The organism is Desulfonatronum lacustre DSM 10312 (assembly GCF_000519265.1).
GTDB classification, from domain to species: Bacteria; Desulfobacterota; Desulfovibrionia; order Desulfovibrionales; family Desulfonatronaceae; genus Desulfonatronum; species Desulfonatronum lacustre.
This window is the reverse complement of record NZ_KI912608.1, coordinates 759,249-782,773: the sequence shown is the minus strand read 5'-3', so window position 1 is coordinate 782,773 and position 23,525 is coordinate 759,249. Positions and strand designations below refer to the sequence as shown.

The 23,525-nt window shown below is 61.0% G+C and carries 17 protein-coding genes; 5 read left to right on the top strand and 12 right to left on the bottom strand.

Annotated elements, in window-relative coordinates; genetic code table 11:
- The 4 genes from feoB to DESLA_RS0103655 all read right to left on the bottom strand — a co-directional run bounded on the left by feoB (nucleotide 1) and on the right by DESLA_RS0103655 (nucleotide 5,721).
- Nucleotides 1-2,538, bottom strand: coding sequence for a ferrous iron transport protein B (gene feoB, locus DESLA_RS18500; RefSeq protein ID WP_051434346.1), 2,538 nt, complete (start codon nucleotides 2,536-2,538; stop codon nucleotides 1-3).
- A 178-nt stretch (nucleotides 2,539-2,716) separates the two neighbouring features.
- Nucleotides 2,717-3,001, bottom strand: a complete 285-nt coding sequence (locus DESLA_RS0103665) for a FeoA family protein (protein ID WP_084032178.1) — start codon at nucleotides 2,999-3,001, stop codon at nucleotides 2,717-2,719.
- A 410-nt stretch (nucleotides 3,002-3,411) separates the two neighbouring features.
- A complete protein-coding gene (locus DESLA_RS18495; RefSeq protein ID WP_051434345.1) occupies nucleotides 3,412-4,425 on the bottom strand; it encodes a DNA polymerase III subunit delta' in 1,014 nt (337 codons plus the stop codon).
- Between the two features lie 12 nt (nucleotides 4,426-4,437).
- Complete coding sequence (locus DESLA_RS0103655) at nucleotides 4,438-5,721, bottom strand: adenylosuccinate synthase (protein ID WP_028571426.1); 1,284 nt, start codon at nucleotides 5,719-5,721, stop codon at nucleotides 4,438-4,440.
- A 291-nt stretch (nucleotides 5,722-6,012) separates the two neighbouring features.
- Here DESLA_RS0103655 and DESLA_RS18490 point away from each other — a divergent pair, with 291 nt between their 5' ends.
- A complete protein-coding gene (locus DESLA_RS18490; RefSeq protein ID WP_051434344.1) occupies nucleotides 6,013-7,494 on the top strand; it encodes an MltF family protein in 1,482 nt (493 codons plus the stop codon).
- On the opposite strand, the gene DESLA_RS22220 is transcribed toward DESLA_RS18490, so the two are convergent.
- Nucleotides 7,417-7,743 (bottom strand): hypothetical protein, encoded by a 327-nt coding sequence (locus DESLA_RS22220; protein ID WP_028571425.1) that lies wholly within the window; start codon nucleotides 7,741-7,743, stop codon nucleotides 7,417-7,419. The genes DESLA_RS18490 and DESLA_RS22220 overlap by 78 nt on opposite strands.
- A 188-nt stretch (nucleotides 7,744-7,931) precedes the next feature.
- On the opposite strand from DESLA_RS22220, the gene DESLA_RS0103640 reads away from it, so the two are divergent.
- From DESLA_RS0103640 to DESLA_RS0103625, 4 genes are all read left to right on the top strand, one after another.
- The gene (locus DESLA_RS0103640) at nucleotides 7,932-9,206 is read left to right on the top strand and encodes an IMP cyclohydrolase (protein ID WP_028571424.1); all 1,275 of its coding nucleotides are present in this window, start codon (nucleotides 7,932-7,934) and stop codon (nucleotides 9,204-9,206) included.
- Nucleotides 9,207-9,377: 171 nt separating this feature from the next.
- The gene (locus tag DESLA_RS0103635) at nucleotides 9,378-11,465 is read left to right on the top strand and encodes a ribonuclease catalytic domain-containing protein (RefSeq protein WP_028571423.1); all 2,088 of its coding nucleotides are present in this window, start codon (nucleotides 9,378-9,380) and stop codon (nucleotides 11,463-11,465) included.
- A 3-nt stretch (nucleotides 11,466-11,468) separates the two neighbouring features.
- Complete coding sequence (gene plsY, locus DESLA_RS0103630) at nucleotides 11,469-12,056, top strand: glycerol-3-phosphate 1-O-acyltransferase PlsY (RefSeq protein ID WP_028571422.1); 588 nt, start codon at nucleotides 11,469-11,471, stop codon at nucleotides 12,054-12,056.
- 128 nt (nucleotides 12,057-12,184) lie between these two features.
- Nucleotides 12,185-13,156 (top strand): hypothetical protein, encoded by a 972-nt coding sequence (locus DESLA_RS0103625; RefSeq protein ID WP_028571421.1) that lies wholly within the window; start codon nucleotides 12,185-12,187, stop codon nucleotides 13,154-13,156.
- Nucleotides 13,157-13,434: 278 nt separating this feature from the next.
- Here DESLA_RS0103625 and DESLA_RS0103620 read toward each other — a convergent pair whose 3' ends face one another.
- From DESLA_RS0103620 to DESLA_RS0103585, 7 genes are all read right to left on the bottom strand, one after another.
- Nucleotides 13,435-13,872 carry a universal stress protein gene (locus DESLA_RS0103620; RefSeq protein ID WP_028571420.1) on the bottom strand — a complete coding sequence of 146 codons (438 nt, stop codon included), beginning with the start codon at nucleotides 13,870-13,872 and terminating at the stop codon, nucleotides 13,435-13,437.
- 108 nt (nucleotides 13,873-13,980) lie between these two features.
- Nucleotides 13,981-16,230 carry a TRAP transporter permease gene (locus DESLA_RS18485; RefSeq protein ID WP_084031858.1) on the bottom strand — a complete coding sequence of 750 codons (2,250 nt, stop codon included), beginning with the start codon at nucleotides 16,228-16,230 and terminating at the stop codon, nucleotides 13,981-13,983.
- An 88-nt stretch (nucleotides 16,231-16,318) separates the two neighbouring features.
- Nucleotides 16,319-17,278, bottom strand: a complete 960-nt coding sequence (locus DESLA_RS0103610) for a TAXI family TRAP transporter solute-binding subunit (RefSeq protein WP_028571419.1) — start codon at nucleotides 17,276-17,278, stop codon at nucleotides 16,319-16,321.
- A gap of 114 nt (nucleotides 17,279-17,392) precedes the next feature.
- On the bottom strand, nucleotides 17,393-18,547 hold the full coding sequence (locus tag DESLA_RS0103605; protein WP_028571418.1) for a M20 family metallopeptidase: 1,155 nt from the start codon (nucleotides 18,545-18,547) through the stop codon (nucleotides 17,393-17,395).
- 7 nt (nucleotides 18,548-18,554) lie between these two features.
- The gene (locus DESLA_RS0103600) at nucleotides 18,555-20,138 is read right to left on the bottom strand and encodes a KamA family radical SAM protein (RefSeq protein ID WP_035261313.1); all 1,584 of its coding nucleotides are present in this window, start codon (nucleotides 20,136-20,138) and stop codon (nucleotides 18,555-18,557) included.
- 2 nt (nucleotides 20,139-20,140) lie between these two features.
- Nucleotides 20,141-21,559, bottom strand: coding sequence for an ATP-grasp domain-containing protein (locus DESLA_RS0103595; protein ID WP_028571416.1), 1,419 nt, complete (start codon nucleotides 21,557-21,559; stop codon nucleotides 20,141-20,143).
- Nucleotides 21,560-21,822: 263 nt separating this feature from the next.
- Nucleotides 21,823-23,361 (bottom strand): SDR family oxidoreductase, encoded by a 1,539-nt coding sequence (locus tag DESLA_RS0103585; protein WP_028571415.1) that lies wholly within the window; start codon nucleotides 23,359-23,361, stop codon nucleotides 21,823-21,825.
- Nucleotides 23,362-23,525 lie beyond the last annotated feature (164 nt).

The window sequence follows — 23,525 nt, the reverse complement described above, 5'->3', positions numbered from 1 at the left end:
TCAGGCCTCCTTGGCGTGGGTGATGGCCGTTCCCGGTCTCTTCCAGGCCGGATCAGGCAAAAAAGACAGGCCGATGGCCGTGCCCAGGGCCAGGAAGTAGAATCCGAACATGGCCTGGATGCCGCTCAAACCGAGCCAGGAGCTGATGGTGAACACCCCGCTGGCCACGGCCAGACCAAATACCGTTGGGAAGATGATTGAGAAAAGCATCCATTTGTAGGAACCGGTCTGGACCTTGACCATGATCGTGGTGGCCAGGCAGGGAGGGTACAAGGCGAAAAAGAGAATCAAGGCAAAGGCGTGCAAGGGAGTGAACCCGGTGGCTGCGCCTTCCTGGCCCATGCGTTCCTCCAGGGACAGTTGTTCGTCGGCCCCTTCCTGGAACAGCACTCCCAGCGTGGCCACGCTGGATTCACGGGCAGCGAAGGAACTGATCAGTGCCACGTTGATCTTCCAGTCAAAGCCCGCGTACTTGGTCACCGGCTCCAGAGCCCGACCCACGGTGCCGAAGTAGCTGTAGACGATGGTCTCTTCGCGAATGGCCGTGCGCAGATTGGAACGTTCCGTGGACAAGGAGCGCAAGGACCGGCTCAGGTTGCGGGCTTCCGGGTCCCTGGGGCGCAGCAGGGGAAAAATCTCCGGGTGCAGGGCCTCGTAGCGAGCATCTACCGCGGAGGAAGCCTCCTGGGTGGATGCGGCCAGCTTGGCCTCGCGGTAGGTATTGGCCACGTTGAGCAGGTTAAGCACCGCGGCGGCGTCGGCCAGGATTTCGGCGTAGGCCGTCTCCCGAATGTCTTCGTGAAAGGCGGCGACGGCCTCGTTCATACGTCCGTCGAAATAGGCCATGCGTTCGGCCGGCAGTCCTGGGAACTGCAACAAAACGTAGACCACGATGGCCACGGCCACCACGATGGTTCCCACCTTTTTGATGTAGACCCAGGTCCGGTCAACGGCGCGGCGCAACACGCCCATCAGCGTGGGCATGTGGTAGTTGGGCATCTCCATGACGAACGGAGCCGTTTCCCGGCCGCGCAGAATGGTCGAGGTGAGCAGCTTGGCGATGATCATGGCCATGATAATGGTGATCGTGGAGATGAACAACATCAGATAGGATTTGTAGGCCGCGAAATAGATGGAGACCAGCAGGGTGTAGAGCGGGATTTTGGCCAGGCAGTTCATGTACGGCACGGTCAGAATCGTGGCCAGGCGGGAACGCTCGTCCGGAATGCCTTTGGTGGCCATGATCCCGGGCACGGCGCAGCCGCCGGTGAACACCCCGCCCAGGATGAACGGCAGCGTGGACTGGCCGTGTAGACCGAAACTTTGAAAGACCCGATCCAGAATAAAGGCGATCCGGGCCATGTACCCGGAATCCTCCAGGATCGCGATCAGGGCGAAGAGAATCAGGAAGATGGGCACGTAATTCAGCAGAGTGTTCACGCTGTCCACCATCCACAAGGACATGGACCGAAGCATGGTGTCGTGCAGCAAGCCGGGGTCCGGCAGGAGCCCGGCCGCGAAGGATCGCACCCAAGCCAGGGCCGGCCAAGTCAGGAAGGTCAGCTTGTAGCCCTGGACGATGGACAGCTCGTAGATCAGGTAAACCGTGAGCACCAGAAAGATCGGGGCAAAGGCCCGGTGCAGAAGCACCCGGTCGATTTTTTCGGAAAAGCGCACCGTGTCCGCCTTGGTCACCTCCACGCACTGCTCCACCAGGGAGGCTGCCAGACGGTCCCGGCAAGTGACGATATAGTCCGCCGGGGTGATGTCCATTTTTTCCTGGAACGCGGCGGTGGCCGCGGATACCGCGTCCATTACGGCATCAGCACGGGCATGGTGTCGTCGCAACAGCTTCAGGGCCTCGGAGTCGCCCTCCAGGAGCTTGACCGCCATCCAGCGCAAGGGGACGGCCTTGACCAAATTTTCCGATTCCAGCAAATGCTCGTGGACAGCGGCGATGTGTTCTTCCAGCTCTTCGTAATTGATCCGCAAACCATGCTGATCCTGGAATCCTTCATCCTCACCCCGTTCCTCGCGAGCCGCGCGGCGCAGGGCCGGACGCAGTTCCAGCTTGCCCCGGCCCTTGCGACCCACCGTGGGCACGACTTCGATGCCCAGCAGCCTGCCCAGCTTTTCGTGATCGATCTTGCGCCCTTGGGCCGCGGCCACGTCCACCATGTTCAGAGCCATGACCACGGGAAACGACATTTCCAGAATCTGGAAGGTAAAATACAGCCCCCGGCGCAAACTGGAGGCGTCGATGACGTTGAGGATGGCGTCGGGCCGCTCCCGCAACAAAAAATCCCGGGCCACCCGCTCTTCCAGGGAAAAGGAGGTCAGACTGTAGGTCCCTGGCAGGTCCACGACCTCCACCCGACCCAGCTCGTCGTGATAATTGCCGGTCTTTTTGTCCACGGTCACGCCGGGGTAGTTGGCGATATGCTGGTTCGCCCCGGTGAGCATGTTGAAGATGGTCGACTTGCCGGCGTTCTGCTGACCGGCCAGCCCGATCATGATGTTTTTCTTGGCGGGTGACATGCTATCCTTCAGATTATCGTGCAGTTCCCAAGAGACCGCGGGAAGACCGCGGGTGGCCGTCTCTCCGGGAAGCTATTTGGAAGAAAAAAAAATCACAGTAACTACCAAAATGATTTTCAAGATCAATTCAAAACCGGAAGATTCGACTTGATCCTGCGTACGACAGGAACGAGCCCGACTAGGCGGCCCGCACGTCGATCAAATCAGCTTCCCGCTTGCGCAGGGTGACGTAGTAGTCGCCGACGCGCATCTCCAACGGATCGCCCAGCGTGGCGCAACGGACCATTTCAATTTCCGCGTTGGGAACAAAGCCCAGGTCCAGCAGGCGCTGCCGGATGGCCCCATGCGCCCTGTGCCGTCGAATCCGACACCGGCACCCGTTGGCTACGTTGGTCAGCGTCTGGTCCTCGCCATTTCCGCTCTGCGTGGTCTGCGCACAGGAAGGGCATTCTTGGAGCGGCATTGCTTTTTGTTTCCGGAAACGGTGCAACATGGCTTGATTCTCCTTGCTTGTTGAGGACGCTCACGATGATTCCAAACCACGACCCGCAAAACCCCGATCGGGCTCAATCAGTGGCGCTGGATGATGGTATTTAATGATAAGCAGTTTCAATGTCAACCATGCAACCTGCTTTCGTCACATCAGGAACTTCATTCGTATGTACCTATTCAGCATAGAGTAATGCTGTTGCCGGGGTCGGAGTCGGGGTCGGAGTCGAGGTCGGAGTCGGGATCGGGATCGAAAACGCTGGGAAGCGTTCAAAATTTTTCCTGTTCCGATTCCGATTCCGATAGCGACCCCGACTCCGATTGCCGGAGCAAGGGCGGATACAAAATATGCTGAGTAGATACAGTAAATCGTCCTTCTCGTGCTCAGCGAAGCGGTGCTCGCAGCGCCCCGCGCAGCCCCACGGCCAGCCAGTCCAGAACCAAGGGCGGGGAGACCTGGGTTCGCAGGGCCTGCTCGGCCTCGTCCAGGCGCAGATCAACGGCCCGCCAGGCCGCCGGGCTCCCTTGTTCGAGGAACGCCCGGGCCAGGGACGAATCCGTTCGGCCCTGGCAGGCCCGGATCAGACCCCGGCGGCAGGCGTGGATCACATGAAAAGCCAGCGGCCGGTCCACCTGGCCCTTGACCATGGTCCGGCCGAACCAGTCCCGGCCGGTCTTCAGGAATCGGGCCAGGGCCTCGGTCCATTCCGGATCCGACCCCCCTTCTCGCTCCTGAACCCCGTCCAAATCCCAGGACAGGGTGGCGACCCAGCTTCTGGATACCAGAGTGCGCAACAGGCGCTCCCGCTGAGGAGCCAGCAAGACGTAGGCGTTGCGGGTTTCGGTATCTTCCATGGATTTGAGCAGAGCGTTGCCCGCCTCTTCGGTCAGCTCCTGGGCCTCGCCCAGGACGACCACCCGGCGCTTCGCGTCCCGGGGGGCCTGGCCCAGCAGGCCGCGCAGTTCCCGGACCGTATCAATGCCGATCCGCCCTTCCCTGCCGTCCAGATAGACCAGGTCCAGAAACACGCCGTCCCGAATCCGGCTGCACGCGGGGCACTGCTCACAAGGCCTCGGCCCGCCGGGCAAAGCTAACGAAGAGTCGTAAGGAGAGGGATGGAGGGAGGAGGACGGCGGGAGCGCCGAGCAATTAAGCAGAGCCGTCCAATACAGACCGAGCTTTTGGCGCTCTTCGGCGGTCCCGCCTTCCAAGAGAAGCACCCGGGGTGGGCGGGAAAGCAGGCGAGCCAGGATGCCCACCACCCGATCCTGGCCCGGAATCCGGAACAAATCCGGCACGACCCTCGGGGCCCAGTCCTGGGCCTCGTCCTGGGTCTGCTTTTTGGTTGGGCTCTTGGTCCGGGTCTGGGCCTGGGCCTGGGAGGCCGTCCTGGCCATGATCGGCTCCCGTTATGCGCGGCGTTCGATGGTCTGACGTCGATCCGGGCCCACGGAGACGATAGTCACCGGAACGTTCAGCTCTTTTTCCAGCCGAAGGATATACGCCCGTGCGGCCTCCGGCAGGTCGTCCCATGTCGCGGCCTTGTCGATGTCCTCGGACCAGCCGGGCACGTCGACGTAAACGGGCTTCACCGCGGCCAGCAGGCCTTCTTCCTGGGGCGGATACGCCAGCTCCCGGCCGTTCAGCTCATATCCGACGCAGATCCGTATCCGATCCAGACCGCTGAGCACGTCCAGCTTGGTCAGGACGATCTCCGCCACGCCGTTCAGGCGGATGGATTCGCGTAGCAAGGGCAGGTCCAGCCAGCCGCAGCGCCGTTTACGGCCCGTGGTCGCGCCGAACTCCCCGCCTTGCCGCTGCAAGTGCTCGCCCACGGGGTCGAAGAGTTCCGTGGGAAAGGGACCGGAGCCGACCCGGGTGGTGTAGGCCTTGACGATGCCCATGACCGTGCCCAGCATCCCCGGCGAACACCCCGCCCCGGCGGCCACGTTCCCGGCCACGGTGTTGGAGGAGGTCACGAAGGGATAGGTGCCGTGATCAATGTCCAGGTGGGTTCCCTGGGCGCCCTCGAAGAGCACGCTGCGTCCGTCCGCCACGGCCTCGGCAATGCGCTCCGAAACATCGCCGAGATGGGCCACGAGGCGTCGGCCGGACTCCAAAACCTCTTCCAGCACCGCGTCCACGTCCATGGCTCGGGCGCCGTAATAGTGGGTGAACAAGGCGTTTTTCTCGGCCAGGGCCTGAACGATCTTGGCCCGCACGAGATCCGACGAGCGGAAGTCTCCAACCCGGATGCCCACCCGGGCCGCCTTATCCTCATAGCACGGCCCGATGCCCCGGCCCGTGGTGCCGATCTTCTCGCCGGTGCGCTTCTCCTCGCGGAGTTTGTCCAGAACCTTGTGGTAGGGCATGATCACATGGGTCTTGGGACTGATCAGAATCCGCTCCGGACCCACGTCCAATCCGCGCTCGGCCAGGGCATCCAGTTCCCGGCAAAAAACCTCCGGATCCAGAACCACGCCGTTGCCGATCAGGCAGACCTTGCCGGGGTGCAGTATTCCCGAGGGAATCAGGTGCAGGATGAAGGTCTTCTCGCCGACGACCAGGGTATGACCGGCGTTGTTTCCGCCTTGAAACCGGACGATCAGATCCGCCCGTTCCGTCAGCAAATCGACGATCTTGCCCTTGCCTTCATCACCCCACTGGGTGCCCACCACGACGACGTTTGACATGAACCGCTCCTTAAAAGTATATCTATTCGTTTGCGCAAGACGACCCATCTCCCTAAAAAAGGCCGTCCGCAAAGTCAATGCACGTCTTGAAATTTCCCAGGACAGATTTTTCTCGAACCCCGGGCGCTCCGGATCGGTATCGAAATCGAAATCGTGATCGAAATCGATTTCCGGCAAATTTTCGATTTCGATAGCGATTTCGATGATTGCCAACCCACCCTTGGGGGTTCTTGAACACACCCTTTTCCTTTCCCGGCTTCCATAGCTCCTCCTCGACTCCCCTCTCCCGATATGAAACGAACCCCGTATCTCCTGCTTGTCAGACATCTCCGCCTTTTCGTTTTTCTCCTGGTGTTCGCCCAGCTGGTCCTGGTGAACAAACTGCTCTGGGACGCCCGCCCGCCCGGCCTGATCAAGCCGGTTGTCCGGGTCTTGGCTCCGGAGTCCGAACTGGTCCATTCCCGAATATCGCCCTACGGACCGGGTCTGGAACGGGAACTAGTGGAACTGTTCGCCGAGCAGGCCGGCGTGCATCCGATCTGGCTGCACATGGACGGCCCCGGACCGGCCTGGGACGAACTGCGCCATCACCGGGCCGACTTGCTGGTCGGCGTCGGATACGCGCCGTCCCGACCCTTTCTGGACTCCCTGGTGACCCCGGTGGCCTCCGGGCCTGTCTACGCCCGTCATCCCGTGGGGGTGGTCCATCAGCGTCACCACCACCCTCCCCAGGACCCGTCGGACCTCTGTCGCCGCAAGGTCCTGCTCCCGGAGAACCCTCTCCTGCGCCTGACCTTCCTCCAGTTGCTGGACGACATGGACCGGAACGACCTGGGCCTGGACGATGCGACGTGCTCCGAGGCCCCACTGTTGACAGAGGAAGCGTCGCTTCCGGTGCAGCTCGCGGCCATGGTCGAAACCGAGGCTCGCTTTACCCTCGTGGATACCGGGCGTTTCTCTCTTTGGGGACCGTTCTACGCCGACTTCCAACTGGCCCACAGCCTGGAAACGACTCTGGAATACCGCTGGTTCTGGCGCGACGACCGTAACCTGATCGCCCCAAAGCTGACCGAATTCTGGAATAATATGACCCAGGACAATGCGTTGGAGCGGATTCAGGACAAATATCTCGGATTCATTCCGGAAAGCAGCGACCGCTTCGCCCTGCTGCACCTGATGGAAACCCTCCAGCGTGAACTGCCTCGGTACGGCCCGACCATCCTCAAGGCGGCCCAGCGCTACGAAATAGACCCGTTGCTGCTCATCGCTCTGATCTATCATGAATCCCGGTTCGACCCCGAAGCGGTCAGCCGGACCGGGGTGCGCGGAATCATGCAGATCACCCAGGTCACGGCCCAGGAACTCGGCCTGGACGACCCCATGAACCCTAACAAAAGCATCCTGGCCGGTGCGCGGTACCTGCGCCAAATTTGGAACCGACTGGATAACACGGACCTTTCCGAGTGGGATCGCTGGTTCCTGGCCTTGTCCGCCTACAACCAAGGCCTCGGTCATACATGGGACGCCATGGCCCTGGCCGAGAGCCTCGGGCTGAAGAAGACAAGTTGGAACGACGTGAAGCGCGTCTTTCCCCTGCTCAGCCAACGCGACTATTACAGCAAGGCGCGCCACGGCTACACCAGAGGCTTTGAAGCCGTGGCCCACGTTGAGGCGATTCGGTACTACTATTACGTCCTAAACGGGCTCCTCGTTCTTGAACGACCGGAAGGGAAGCACCTTGGCCGGCTTGGGCGTCCGCGCCTTTTTTCCTGACGCGGTCAGCGGCAAGGCCGGAGCCTCCAGCGTCTTCCGGGGTTTTTGCTGCTCGGCCCAATGATAGTTGAAGAGATGATTTTTCCAGCGGACCACTTGGATCAACCCCAAGACCATCACGGCCTGCTCCCATTTTTTCGTGGGCTGAAACTCACCGGCCATTCCTTCATATTTGTCCATCAACGACGTCAACGACGCTTCATCGAACTGGGCAAGCTGGTCGGCCAGCTTGATTAACACCTTTTCCACGAGTAATGCCCTGCCTTCGTTTGTTTGTAAGGGTTCACGGTTCACCTCTCAGAAAAACCGCACACTGCCGCAATTCGTTTTTCTATGCCTTCCGTCCGATGTTTTCAAGGTGAAATGTTGGGGGCAGGAGGCGAAAGCCGATCTGAACATCAACCCAAGCCACACCCCAAGCAGTATGAGGAGCGACCATGTCCGACCTGAAAACCGTCTACCGCACCCTGTCCACGGACCCGTTTCCCAGGACCATGACCATCACCCTGGGTGACCAAGAATTAAAGTTCGAAAAGCGTACCTGGCACATCGACGGGGAGGATCGGGGGCTGCGGTACGGAGAAAATCCGGACCAGCCGGCGGCCCTGTACGCCCTGGCCCAAGGGACGCTGGAACTGGACGGCGTGGCCTTTCGCGAGGCCGGGGACGGCCTGGTCTCCGCCCTGACCGAAGAGCACATGCTCCAGGCCGGCAAGCACCCCGGCAAGATCAATCTCACGGACGTGGACAACGGGATCAACATTCTTCAGTACCTGCACGCCAAGCCCGCCGCGGTGATCCTGAAGCACAACAACCCCTGCGGCGCGGCCTGGAACGACCAGGGGCTGGAGACCGCCCTGAAAAAAGCGTTCTGGAGCGACCGGATCGCGGCCTTCGGGGGTACGGTGGTGGTCAATCGCGGCGTGGATGCGGCCTGCGCTGCGTTCATTAACGAATCCTACTTCGAGGTGGTGGCGGCCCCGGAGTATGACCCCGAGGCCCTGAACATCCTCAAAAAGCGCAAGAACCTGCGCATTCTGCGCATTCCCGGATTGGCGGAGTTGAAAACCTTCGCGGACAAGCCCTTCCTGGACGTCAAATCCTTGGCCGACGGCGGAGTGATCGTCCAGTTCTCGTTCCGCAACCGCATCCGCGGTCCCCAGGATTTCCTGCCGTCCAAGGCCGAGCGCGACGGTGTCCTGCTCCAGGCCAGGACGCCCAATGCCAGGGAAATGGACGACCTGCTCTTTGCCTGGGCCGTGGAGGCCGGCGTGACCTCCAACTCCGTGCTCTTTGTCCGCGACGGGGCCACCGTGGCCGTGGGCACCGGCGAGCAGGACCGGGTCGGATGCGTCCAGTTGACCATTCACAAAGCCTACACCAAATACGCGGACTGGCTCAGCTTCACCGAACAGGGCGTTTCCCTTTACGAGCTTCAGAACAAGGCCGAGACCGACCCGGAAGCGCGTCGGATTCTGGTAGACATCCAGGCCCGGACCGAGACGGCAAAGGGCGGCCTGCCCGGAACGGTCCTGGTTTCCGACGGCTTCTTCCCCTTTCGGGACGGCGTGGACCTGGCCGTGGCCCAGGGCGTCACGGCCATCGCCCAGCCCGGCGGCTCCATCCGGGATCATGAGGTCATCACCGCGGTCAACCAGGCTGATCCCCAGGTGGCCATGGTTTTCACCGGGCAGCGCTCCTTTCGGCACTAACAGTCCGTTGAAAACTCCCAATTGCTGCGTCGCTGCAAAAAGTTCAAACTCTCACGTATCAATAAATACGCTTCGACCTTGAACTTTTTTTGCTCCTTGCACTTGGAATTTTTGAACGGACTGGAGACAATGACTTTTTCAACAGTCAACTAAAAGAATCCGGAATTCGTTTTGACCTCATCTTCCCCCTCCTCGTCCCCCGGCCCCGGCTCCCTGGTCGAATACCTGCAGGACAACCAGGTCAACCTGGCCGTGATGCTGGAGGAACAGGGCGGGCGAACCCGCCTGTTCACCCAGAGAGGCCGGGAAATGAACCTGCCGGCGGCCAGGCTCCTGCCCTGGCACGGTCCGAAGTATGCCCTCCCGGCCACCCGCGCTGAGAATGAAGAGCGGCTGGCCCGACACTTGGAATCCCGCAAGGCGTTGACCGAGTCCATCGACGTCATGGAGATCTGGAGCTTGGCCCAGGGCGAGTTGGACGCGGCCCCTTTGGAATGGTTCGCCGACCTGCTCTGGGAGGAACCCGGCCCGGATCAGCGTTCGGCCCTGGGTCGCGTTCTGCTGGAGGCCAAGACCCATTTCAAGTTTCAGCCGCCGTCGTTTCTGATCTATCCGGAACAAACCGTCCTCGCCCGGTTGACCGAACAGGAAGCGGCCCGTGAGCACCAGGAACTGGTTGCGGCCGGACAGGACTTTTTCCACCACTTGTGGCAAATCGGAGTTTCGAAAGCGTCCGGGAAAACCGATGCCTCCTTCCCGCCTCCTCTGGAATCCACGGCCACGAAACTCAGGGAACTGCTGCTGCGACGCATCAATCAGCCCGAGGACCCGGCCACGGACGACCTTTGGCGCAACCTGACCAAGCGCATCCCGGATCATCCCCAGCAAGCCCTGCTCCTGGCCCAAGCCTGGGGACTCGTACCGGCCCACCACAACTATCTGCTGGCCCAGGCTGACTACGATTGGCAAGACGACTGGAGCCGAGAATTCCTGCCGGAGATTCAGCGCTTGGAAGAAGCGGTCCGAGGCCGCGTCTCTCCTCCGGCCCCCCTGACGCTGTTCAGCGTGGACTCCCCGTCCACCCGGGACATCGACGACGCCTTCGCCCTGGAACGGACCGCGGACCAGGGATTCCGCCTGACCCTGGCCATCGCCCGGCCCTGTCTGGAATGGTCCTGGCTCTCGGAACTGGACCAGGCCGTGTCGCAACGGGCTTCCAGCCTCTATCTTCTCGAAGGCGTCAGCCACATGCTTCCGGAACGGTTGGGCATCGAGTTGTTCAGCCTGCGCCAGGACGTGGAGCGACCAGCCCTGCTTCTGGAATTGGACCTGGACCCCGAAGCCCGGGTCCGCTCCATCGAGCCGCGCCTGGGCTGGGTCCGGGTGCATGCCAATACGCACTACGAACAGGTGGAGGCGGACATCCTGGCCGGAATCGAACCCTTCGCCTCGGCCCATGTCCTGGCCGAGATGCTCCGCGACCACCGCATCGCCGACAACGCCGTGGTCTTTGATCAGCAGGACCCGCATCTGAAACTGGTCGGTGAAGGCGCGGGCATCCGAGTCGTTCGGGAGGAAAAGCCGGCCTCGCCCAAGGCTCAGCTCCTGGTCAGCGAATTCATGGTCCTGGCCAACACGCGGCTGGCCGGATGGGCGCGGGAGCACGAAGTTCCCCTGCTTTTCCGGACCCAGAACGTCGCCCTTCCACCGGGTATCGGCGGGTGCTACACGCGACCGGAAGACATGTACCGCCTGTCCCGCCTGCTGGCCAACGCCGCCATCCAGACCAAGCCCGCGCCCCACGCCAGCCTCGGCGTCTCGGCCTACGCCTCCATCACCTCGCCGTTGCGGCGCTACGTGGATTTCATCAACCTGGCCCAGGTGGCTTCCCGACTGGACCAGGGATCGGCCCGGTTGACCAAGCGGGACCTGGACGCCGCACTCCCCTTTTGGCGGGCCAGGATGGAGGCGGTGGGCCGAGTGCAACGAACCCGGTCGCGCTACTGGAAACTGGAGTATTTACGCCAACAAAGCGCCAACGACAAAATTTGGGGCGCGATTTTAGTGGACGAAACACCGACTCAGGCGGTATTCTCTTTGCCCGCCGAGCAGGTACAGGTCCGAGCGCCCAAGCGCCTGCTGGGGGACAAGTTTCTCATCGGTGGAAACTACGGCCTCCGCCTGGGAAGGATTGATCCATTACTAAATGAAATCAAGGTTGTGGAGATTATTGATGATCAAACCGAGGAAAAGGAGTAGACGATGTTGAGCATTTTATGGCTGGGCATGAGTTATCTGATCGGGGCCATTCCTTTCGGCCTGCTGTTGACCAAAATGCGCGGACTGCCCGACCCGCGGCTGCACGGCAGCAAAAACATGGGCGCGACCAACGTGGCCCGGGTTTGCGGCACATGCTGTGGCGCGATGACGCTGATCCTGGACGCCCTCAAAGGCCTTTTCGCCGTGGGCGTGGCCGCCTCCTTCAGCGACTCCTGGCTGTTCCTGTCCCTCACCGCCCTGGCCGTGCTCCTGGGGCACATGTTCTCCGTGTTTCTGGACGGCAAAGGCGGCAAAGGCGTGGCCACCACCGTGGGCATCTTTCTTGGACTGGCCTTCTGGCCGGCCGTATTGGCCCTGATCGTCTGTCTGACCGTAATCAAGCTGGGCGGGTACGTCTCCCTGGGCTCCCTGGTCCTGGTCACCCTGATGCCCATCTTCATGCTGCTGACCGAATCCTACAGCCTGCTTCCGGTGACCTTGGTCATCATGGCCCTGGTTTACTCGCGGCACAAGGACAACATCCAGCGCCTCGCCCAAGGCGAGGAACAATCCTGGAGATGCCGCGCCTAGCGGACTTTTCCCGCTCCCGCCATGCTCGCGCATGGCGGGATTTTTTTTTGCAACAACTCAGCTCACCATACAGAAAGCACTGGATACCCACCACATTATTGATATCGCATTCTTTGGAGGTCCTTCACATGTCCCTGTCCCGCGCGAGTCGAAATGTATCCCCGTGGAGAGTCAAACCCCGACTGCCATTTTTCATCGCCCTGCTCATCGCGGCCACCCTGGTTCTCGTAGGCCCGGCCCACGGGCAGGATGGCCCACCAGCTTCCACCCAAAGTAGGCCTGGATTTGGCGCCCCATCCGGAAGCGTCGCGCTCAGCGGTTTTCATCTGTTCAACAGTGCCGTGGGCGACGACCAGGGCAAAGTCTCCGTGACCCAGACCCGGGCAGACGCCTCCTGGTCCCGCTTCAGTCTGGGCTGGCACTCCAACTGGTATTCCTGGGAGGACAAGAGCGCCCTGCCTTTTGGAAACGGACAGGATGCCCCATGGGATTCGCTGCACGTGCTGACCTTCATGGTCAACCAGCGCGGTATTCTTTCCCAACGCTGGTCCTACTTTGTCCAGGGAGCGATCCGTTCCGGGTTCGAGCGGGAGCTCTCCCGGTCCGTGGGCGTGGCTGCCAACGGAGGCCTAGTCTATGCCTGGAATGAAGACTGGACCGTGGGCCTGGGAGGATTCATCGGCGTGGATCCCACCACCAAATTCGCTTTTTCCAGCACTTTCGCCATGGCCGGTCCCTTTTTACAGTACCGCAATCCCCGCGCCCCGGGCTTCTCCGGCCGACTCGGATTCCCGAAAAGCGAATTGCGCTACACCGTATCCCCTGTCTGGTCCACCTGGCTGGGATTCGGCATCAACTCGGACACCTACCGCCTGGCTGACGACAGTACCGTCATGCCCAGAGGATATGTCCGATCACGGATGTTCACCACCGGCCTTTATCTGGACGTCACCCCCACCCCCACCCTGCTGCTGCGCATCGGCCCGACCTACAACTTCAACCGAAGACTGGAAGTCTCCGACTCCGGCGGCGACAAACGCCGAAGCCACGACCTGGACGCGACTTTAGGGTTCGAGGCCAAGATTAGTTGGAGTTTTTAGACCGGAGAAAAAAAATGCCGGAGGCCTCACAGCCCCCGGCATGCTATCGGAGAGGAAGTGCTTTGCAAGATTGAACGTATCTACTCAGCACATTTTGCGTCCGTTCATGCTCCGGCAATCGGTGTCGGGGTCGGTATCGGAGTCGGAATCGAAACAGGAAGAATTGAGAACGCATCCCAGCGCTTTCGATCCCGATCCCGATTCCGATTCCGACCCCGGCAACAGAATTACTCTGTGCTGAGTAGTTACGATTGAACCAGCCATCTCTCCGAACAAACTCAGCTCTCGCAACGCAACACGAGAACCGAGCACTTGGCGTGGCGGACGACCTTGGAGGTGTTGGTGCCGAGGAGGTAGTCTTGCAGTTTGATGCGGTGGGCGGGCATGATGATCAGGTCGGCTTCGACTTTTTCGGCCATACGCAAAATCCGGCGATAGATGGAGCCCTGGGCCACGAGGTGCTGGACGTCGATGTCGTCGGGGATATGGGCGTCCACCAGCTCGTGCAGGAGACTTTCCGCGTCGGCCACGATCTTGTCGCCGGCGTCGGAGGGAAAGTAGTCGGCCACGATGGGCATGCCCATGTCCGGAACCACGGTCAGGGCAAACATCTTCGCATCATAAAACCGGCATAACTCGGCGGCGCGCTCAAGGCTCATCTTTCGGGTGCGCTCGCCTTCCTGGATATCAATGGGAACAAGGATGCGCTTGTACATGTCGACTCCACTGTCGGATTGGAGGGTTCAGGGGATCAACGGTCCAGCGGTTCAATGGTATAAAATGCCGAGTCCGTGGTCTTGTTTTTTGAAAGCACGGGGTCTGCGTCAACAAGCCGGGGAAGTCATGGCGTCGCCGCCTGTTCGTTTCGACCGGTACATCTGCCACGCGAACAGGGAGAAGTACATGGCCACGCCGAGGATCTGCATGCCCAGACGATCGAAGGGCAGGTAGGCCGCGAAGACGCCCGGGCGGAAGGTGGTGGCGCAGACGGACAGCAGGAAGAGCCGCTCCAGCCAGTTGCAGCGCGTGACCAGCCAGCCTTGCAGGGCCGAGGCAAAGGCGAACATGGCGATCAGACCGGAGAAAAAAACCCAGGTCAGATACCATGGATCCTCCAGCCAGATCACCTTGCCGGTTTCGGTCACCCCGGAAATCATCAACAGCTCGGTATTGAACAGGAAGATGAACGGCAGGATGCCCGTACGCAGGCTGTAGGCGAACCCTTGAACCCCGGTCTTGATCGGGTCCGTGCGGGCAATGGCCGCTCCGGCATAGGCCGCCAGGCCCACCGGCGGAGTCACGTCGGCCAGGATGCCGAAATAAAAAACGAACAAGTGGGCCGCGATCAGCGGGAAGATCAATCCGGCGTCTCCGCCGAGCTGGATGATCACCGGCGCGGTCAGCGTGGCCATGATGATGTAGTTGGCCGTGGTGGGCATGCCCATGCCCAGGATCAGACTGGTGATGGCCGTAAAGACCAGCATAAGCACGATGTTGCCCATGGACAGGGTGGCGATGATGGTGATGAAGCGACCCACCAAACCGGTGATGGTCACCACGCCGACGATGATCCCGGCCGTGGCCGTCGCCACGCCCACGGAAACCATGTTCCGCGCTCCCATGATCATCCCGCTCCAGACATCGTGCAGCCCCTGCCAGGTGGCGGTCAGCAAAAAGCGCTTCAGGTCGATGTTCGGGTCCAGGGTCCCGGCCCGCTTGTGCATGCCCAGGGACAGGAAGGCGATGATCGGCCGCTGGACGAGCATGATCACGACCAGGCTCTCAATGGCGTACAGCGCCGAGGCGATGGGGGAACGGCGCATGATCACCAAATAAAAGATCAGCACGCCCAGGGGAATGATGAAGTGACAGCCCCGGAGCACGGTCTTGCCGAACTTGGGCAGTTCCTTGCGCGGCAGGGCCTTGATGCCCATTTTCAGGGCCTCCAGGTGTACGATGTACAGCAAGGCCAGATATGCGATCAGGGCCGGAAACAAGGCCGCGCGAACCACGTCCAGGTACGGTATCCCGATGATCTCGGCCATGATGAACGCCGCGGCGCCCATGATCGGCGGCATGAGTTGCCCGTTGACCGAGGAAGCCACTTCGATGGCCGCGGCCTTGTGCGCCGGAAAGCCGACCTTTTTCATCAGCGGAATGGTGAAGGTTCCGGTGGTCACGGTGTTGGCGATGGAGGAGCCGGAAACAAGGCCGGTCAACCCGGAGGCCATGACCGCGGCCTTGGCCGGACCGCCCCGGAAGGTGCCCAGGGCTGAAAAGGCCACGTCGATGAAATATTTGCCCCCCCCGGCCCGGTCCAGAAGAGCCCCGAAGAGGACGAACAAGAACACGAAGTCCGTGGACACGCCCAGAGGAACGCCGAAAATGCCCGTAGTGGTCAGGTACATGTCGCTGATGATGAAATCCAGGGGAACGCCCCGGTGGCGCAACAGCGCGGGCAAATGAGGACCAATAATGGTGTACAGCAAAAAAATGCCCGCCAGAACTGCCAGGGCCGGCCCCAGAGCGCGCCTTGCCGCTTCCAGCAGCAGCACGACCAGGATCACGCCCATCCAGATGTCCAGCTGCGAAGGCAGGCCCATCCGGGTGATGATCCCGCTGTAGTCCCACCAGATGTACAGGGCCCCGGCCGTGGCCAGAATGGCCAGCAGGATGTCGTAAATCGGGATATGCGTCCGGATGGAGCGACGGGCGAAGCTGGGAATCATCTTCCGGGTCCAGGTGACCCACATGGGCGGACTGTACTGCTTGTAGGCCGGGTAGGCCAAAAAGGCGAGGCAGATGGCGAATCCCAGGTGCCAGGAACGGGCGATGTGGGAGTTCATCGGCTCATAGGCCAGATACAACTGAAATCCGGACCACGCCAGACACAACAGGGTGATGATCCAGGCAGCGACTGGATGCTTCGGCTCCCGAGCCCCGGCTTCGACCATGGCCACCATGTCTTCGGCGGACTGACGGACCCGGGTTTTCTTGCGCGAACCCTCTGTGTCAGGTTCGACGGCGTGCTCAACGCCTCGCGGCGTAGTTTCGGTACGTTCCTGATCGGTCATGGCGGACCTTTAGTGCTTGTGAGAACAATGCGGAGGGAGGAACAAAACAGGGGCGGTTCGCAAACCGCCCCTGAGCAAACAAGACAGGCTACATCCAGCCTTTTTCCTTATAGTACTTCTCGGCGCCGGGATGCAGCGGAGCGGAAAGACCCTGCAGCATTTCCTCGGGCTTCAGATGACGGAAAGCGGCGTGGGAAGCCCGCAACTCATCCAGGTTTTCAAATACCGTCTTGACCATGTCGTAGACCACCTGCTCAGAGACGGAGTCGTTGGTGACCACGGTGGCGGTCACGGCGTAGGTCTCGATGTCCCGGTCAATGCCGCGGTATGTGCCGGCCGGGATGCTGGTCGTGATGTAAAAGGGATGCTCGGCAACGAACGCCTTGACGGCGTCGGAATTCAGGGGAACCATGTCCAGATCCACCGACTGGGCGGGCTCTTCAATGGCCGCGCTGGGGTTGCCCACGGTGTAGAAAAAAGCGTCGATGTTGCGGTCCACCAGGGCCCGGGAAGCTTCATGCTGCTGGAGCGCCTCGGCCCGGAAATCCGTGTTGAAATCCAGCCCGTACATGCGCAGGACATCTTCGGCATTGCCGCGCTGACCGGAACCGGGATTGCCGATGTTCACCCGCTTGCCCTTCAAGCCGTCAACGCTGGTAATGCCCGTATCTTTGCGGGTGACCAGCATGACGGTCTCGGGATGCATGCTGAACACGCTGCGCAAAGCCGTGACCGGCTTGCCTTCCCAGTCCGCGGTGCCGTTGAAGCCCTGAAAATTCCGGTCGGACTGGGCCACGGCGAAGTCGAACGCTCCGCGATCCAGGGCGTTGATGTTGAACACCGAGCCGCCGGTGGGCCGACCGATGTAGTTGTACTCCCCGCCCATGTGCTTGTTCATCATGTTGCTGATCTGCAGGGCGACCTGATAGTAAACACCGGTAATGGACGCTCCGCCGAACAGAATGTCCTGCTTCGCCATGGCCTGGGGCGCGGACAACGCCAATCCAAGGGCGACGACCAAGGCTACGAACCATTTCTTTCCTACCATACTCACACCTCCATAACAAAAATGTTAAAAATCAAACAAATTCACCTCTCACCAATCTTGTCCGAAGTGATATGCCGAAGATGAGTGCTGATGTCAAACGCCGAGGATTCGCGGTCAACGGGGCCGGTTGGTCCACAAATCCAGCAGCAATGAGGCGACCAGGGCGGACCGCTCCAGCAGACTGCGCCTGACGATGTATTCTTTGTCGCTATGATCCAGATCGCCCAGCGGTCCCAGCCCGTCCAGAACCGGAACGCCCCGGTCGGCAATGAAGTTGGCGTCGGAAACTCCGAAACGCAGCTCGTCGGGCAAGTCGTATCCCAACAGCGCCGCCTGCCTCCGGGCCGCCGCGTACAGGTGCTTATTCGCCTCGGATTGGGGCATGGCAGGACGGCCCGTGGTTTCGACATGCTCGCAGGACGTACCGGGAACGGTTTGATCCGCGAAAATATCCGCCATCGACTCCCGCAGCCGGGATTGACCTTCAGGTGAGAGAAACCGGGCGTCCACCAAGGCCTGAGCCAGTTCCGGGACGGTATTCGGCCCGATCCCGCCCTCCACGCGGCCCACGTTCACGGTGATTTCCACGTCGTGGTTCAAGGCTTCCAAAGCCGTGATCTTGTGGGCCAGTTCCAGGATCGCGCTGGCCTTGGAGCCGCCCTTGGCCGCGTGCCCGGCCCTTCCGCGAACCGTCACCCGCAAACCCAGCCTGCCCTTGCGGCCCGTGACCACTTCCCGGTTCAGCCCCCCGCCTTCAAACACCAAACAGGCCAGACCACGCACGGCTTGCTCCTCGATCCAGGGCCGGGAAGCCGGGGAGCCGATCTCCTCGTCGGAATTACACAAAAACGTCACCGGCATGTCATTCAAAACGCCCAGGCTCCGGAGCGCCTTGAGCGCGTAAACGCCCACCACCAGGCCGCCCTTCATGTCGTAAACCCCGGGCCCGCGACAGATCTCGCCGTCTTCCTGAAAGGTGGTGAACGACGTGTCCGCGGGGAATACGGTATCCATGTGTCCCACCAGGGCGAAGCCGGATTCGCCACGGCTCCATGGTCCGGAGGAAGCCTGGACCATGTTCCCGTAGTCGGCAAAGGGCAGGACTCGGACGTCCGGCAAGACCTGCCCCAGGATCTCGCCCATGACCTCGGCCATAAGGTCCAGGCCCGGCTTGTTCCGGCTGCCGCTCTGGATCTCCACCAAACGCCGCAACAGTTCAACGGCTTCGGTTTCCTTTTCCGCCAGATAGGCGATGATTTGATCGTGCATGGGGCGACTATTTTTCCGTGTCGACCCGATACCTGGCAAATCCGAAATCCTGGCGGGCGTACTCTCCGGGATCAGCGTCCGGATACATCACCCGCTCCTCGTTCCAGGGCTTCTGCATCCGCAGGTTGCCGTCCTTGCGCCCGAGAAGGTTGGTCTTGTGCAGGGGAATCTTGCCGCCGGCCGTGGCGATGTACCGGGGGATGGCATCACCGGAGATGTTGCCGTACATGCTCTCGATGATCTCCTGTCCCGTGGCCACGGGAACGCGCAGATGCGTGAACTGCGGGTTGCGGTAGCTGCAATTGAACACGTAGTAGGGCCGGACGTAGGACTCCTGGATGGTCTCGCACAGCTTCCACATCTTGACCTTCGTATCGTTGATGCCCTTGAGCAGCACGGCCTGGTTCATCACTGCCATGACGCGCCCGGAAATCGCCTTGAACGCGGCCTTGGACACCGGAGTGATCTCCTGGGCCGTATTGATCTGAGTGACCACGCGCACCGGCTTGCGCTCATTGCTGGCCTCCAGGATGTCCAGCAATGCCCCGTCCACCCGCTGCGGCGTGGTGACCGGGATCCTGGTCCCCAGCCGCTTCATCCGCACATGCTCGATGGAGTCCAGTTCACCCAGGAGCCATTCCAGCATGGAGTTGGGCAGCACGAAAGCGTCTCCGCCGGTAACCAGGACGTCCCGGATTTCCGGGTTGCCCCGGATATAGTCCAGAGCTTCGCCGTAGGCTTCCTTGCTGTAGATCCGGTCCTTGGCGCCGATGTGCGCGATGCGCAGACAGTGGGTACAGTACATGGCGCACATGTTGGTGGCCTTGATGGTCACCACCCGGGGATAGAACTGGTCGATCAGCCGGGCCGGGGAATGGTCCGCGGCCACCGGCGGGATCTCCACCCCGGCGTTGTCGATCATTTCCGCGGTGGGCACGGCCTGAAGCAGCACGGGGTCGTTGCTCCGATTCGGTAGGATCAGACTGGCATAGTATGGGGTCAGGCGCATCCGGTAGGTTTGGGTGACCCGTCGGACCTCCTCCACGGCCTTGGCCGGCAGATCGATAATCGAGGCCAGCGCGTCCACGTCCTCCACGGCATGGCGCAACTGTCCGGAATAGGAGTTCCAGTCCTCGTCGGTCATGCCCAGTACGCGCTTGATTCGGGCCTGATTCTCCTGGATTCGCTCCCAGGCCTCGATCCCGCTGGGGGCTTCCACGGCGTGGCGTTCCAGATAGTCGGTGATCCGGGACTTGGCTTCGGCGACAATGGGCAGGGCCTTGCCTACTCGTCCACCCACGGTCACACCGTGTTCATCCAGTTTGGCATGCTTGTCCGCCAACGTGACAAGTTCCTCCCGGGTCAGGCCAAGCTGTTCCGGTGTCAGGCCCTGCTCACCATGAATCCGAGCCAATTCCGCGAAGAGTTCGACAATGGGGCCGGTGCGGTCCTGGGTCAAGGCCGCGTCCTTCAACTCAGCCACAGCGGCAAGTTGTACTTCCGATGCGGAAGTATCCCCCTCGGCCATGAACAAGTCTTCAAAAAAAACCTCGGTAAACGAATCCAAGACATGCGGGGTCGTGCTGCTCATGATCAGTCATCCTTCGTTGTGGTTTGGGTCTGTAGCGTATCGAAAATGGATTCCTTGAGCTGTTGGATGCCCAGACGGATATCCTCTTCCAACTGCGCCCGGGTGTGACCAACGGCCACCACGCGACCCAGGAACGTCCCAGGTTGCACGGCAAGCCTGCCGCCGACATGTTCCATCACGATCACGCCGTGGTCCTGTCTGCCCGCCTTGACCTCCCTGAACAGGGTTCGTTCATCCTCATCAACGGGCACGATCTGATTGGTCTCGGCTTCCGTGTCCAACTTGTAATTGTAGGTCCGCCAACAAATGTCTCCCAGAGCGTCGACGATTTCCATCTTGTTTTCCGGAAACCGATTGTGCATCACGGCGTGGTACTCCAGTTCCAACAAGCCGGGCGTGTCCGCGGGCAACGCGTTTTCCAGGGTACAGCACATTTCCATGGTGGTGCCCTGTTTCCGGGCATTGACTTCCACGAAATAAATCCGGCCCTGGCCGTCGACAACGTAATCGCAGCCGAAAATCCCGCGATACCCGCTGCGGCCCATGACCTGCCCCACCTTGCGGGTGATCTCTCGCAGTTCCTGCTGCAAGGCGGAAGACAACGCCGACGGAAAGGTCGATCCGCGAAACTTGTTTCCGTCCTGAATCTCCTGGTCCGCGATGGCCGCAATGAAGACGTCGGAGGGTCCGGCCACGACGCCAAGCACGGTGGGATCGTCAAGGTGGGGAATATAGCGACTGATGAAGAACTTCCCCTTGAGGTGGGCGACTTTGGTCTCGATCTCCTCCTGAGTAGTGGCCAGGAAGCTGTTTACCCCGGCCGCGGAATAGGGCTGGCTGACGAAAATGCCGTCCGGCCATTCCCCCCAGAGATCCCGTGCCGTTTCCAGCATGTGCTCCGCGTCCGCGCAAACCCGGTAGTCGATCAGCGGGGCCGTGCCCTTGAGCATCTGTAGCTGGTAAAGCTTGTTGTTCCAGATATTGGCGATGTGTCCGCTGGGACCGAGGATGCGCACGTCGGGAATCAAAGCCAGGGTCAGCTCCGGCACGGATTCGAAGACGTGGATGAACACCTGACCCTGCTTGTCCAGGAGTTGCCGGATCAGATCGTTGACCGCGGCGGAAGCCGAGACCATGGACGCGAAGGTCCTCGGGGCGATCCGGAAACTGACCTTGCGCCCCTTGGCCCGGTACAGTTCCCGGGCCATGGGATTGATCACCAGGGTGTTCTTGTGCGGGTAGGATTCCAGCACGTCCGACAGGATGGAGATGAAATCAAAAGGCCGTCCGTGAATTTTGGACAGGGTCTCCTTGACGAACTGGTTCAGGCAATCCGTCTTGATTTCACCAATGTACAGAAAGTACGAAACCTCGGGGTCCAGCTTGATGTCTGAAAAAAAGACATCGTCCTCCATGAACATGTTCTCGCCCTCCAAGGCATCCGGATAAAATGTGCTCTCGGTAGGCCCTTTCCATGGCGAGGTCAATCGTTTTGGGGTTCACGGCAGGGCTGATCTGTTATCGAGCCGCAGGCGCTCTGGATCGTTATCGAAATCGGAATCGAAATCGTGACCAAAATCGATTTCTGGCAACTTTCCGATTTCGATAGCGATTTCGATTTCGATGTTTCGATCGTTCCCAAGCTCCAGCGTCCAGAATACCAACCAAGTGACGTTCGGCCCTGTTAGCGTCCACCGGGCAAAGCGCAACTCGTGGTGGACGATGGCCCCAGCGGCTTGGCCGGTCCGGCGGCCCGTCCCGTCTGATGGGCGATTTTTTCCAGCATGCCCTTGAAGATCAGGATATGGAACGGATAGGTGACGTACCAGTAGGCCAAGCCCCACAGTCCCTTGGGCAGAAACCGGGATCGCTCGATGATTTCCGTGTACGCTCCATCCTGGCCGGAGGGACGCAGTTCGAAGTCCAGCAGGGCTTCCCCGGGTGTCTTCATTTCCGCCAACAGGCGCAAACGCCGCCCGGGTTCCAGTTGAAGCACCCGCCAGAAGTCCAGGGCGTCGCCGACCCGAATTTCCGTTGGATGCCGTCGCCCGCGCCGCAACCCCACCCCGCCGACCACCCGGTCCATGAACCCGCGCAGCCGCCAGAGCCAATCGCCGTAGTACCAGCCGGTTTCCCCGCCCAGGGCGGCCACCACGGGCCAGACTTCCTCCGGCTTGGCCGCGATCTTGATGTGGTAGGACAAACCCAGCAGCGTGCCCCCGGCATAGGCCGCGTCCCCGCAATCCAGCCACTCCGGCGGAGGCTGAAACCCGGCGTCGCTCCAGCAGGTCTCCACGTCCAGTTGCTCGATTTTCCGCAAGGCCGTGGTGATGGCTTCCCGGCAGGTCAACAGCGGCTGGGGGATGATCTCCCGAATCCGGTTCTCCGAGCAGACCACCCGGTTGCGCAGTCCCAGCACCAACGGCTTGGCCAGGATCGTGGGAATCGGCGTCACGAAATTGATCCACAATGAGGAAAGATGAGGGGTCAGAAGCGGGACCGGAATCAGTACCCGCTTCGGCAGTCCGGCAATTTCGGCGTACAATTGAAACATTTGGGCATAGGTCAGCACGTCCGGACCGCCGATGTCGTACGTCTGGCCGGTGGTTTCCGGATGTTCCAGACAGCCCGAAAGGTACTCGATGACGTTGGACACGGCGATGGGCTGGCATTCGGTGCGCACCCAGCGCGGGGTGATCATCACCGGCAGCCGTTCGGTCAGGTAGCGCAGAATCTCGAACGACGCACTGCCCGACCCGATGATCATCGCCGCCCGCAAAAAGGTCACGGGGACGCGCCCCTCCCGCAACACCTTGGCCACCTCCAACCGGGAACGCAGGTGCTTGCTCAGATGCGCGTCGCTCTCCTCCCCCAGGCCGCCCAGGTAGATGATCCGCGACAGCCCCTGATTATCCGCGGCCCGGGCCATGTTCTCCGCCGCGACCCTGTCGGACGAAGCGAAGTCCTTGGCCCCCGGAGTCATGGAATGCACGAGATAATAGGCCGCGGTGCAGTCCTCCATGGCCCGTTCCAGGGAAGCCTGGTCCATGACGTCGCCCTGAGCCAGGCGCACCAACGGATGCCCGGCCCAGGGTCGGCACCCCACCTTGCCCAGGGAACGGGCCATGGCCGTTACCGCGTGCCCGCGTTCCAGCAGCTTCTTGATCAGTCGTCCGCCGATGTATCCCGTGGCCCCGGTGACCAACACGCGCTGTTCGGACATATCCATCCCCCCTTCTCAGACCATGCCATTGGCTCGCGACCTTTCAGGGTCGCACCTTTCATCTATCTGAGTGTTGAAAAAGTCCTTATCCGGCAGTCCGTTCAAAAACCCCAAGTGCAAGGAGCAAAAAAAGTTCAAGGTCGAAGCGTATTTATTCATACGTG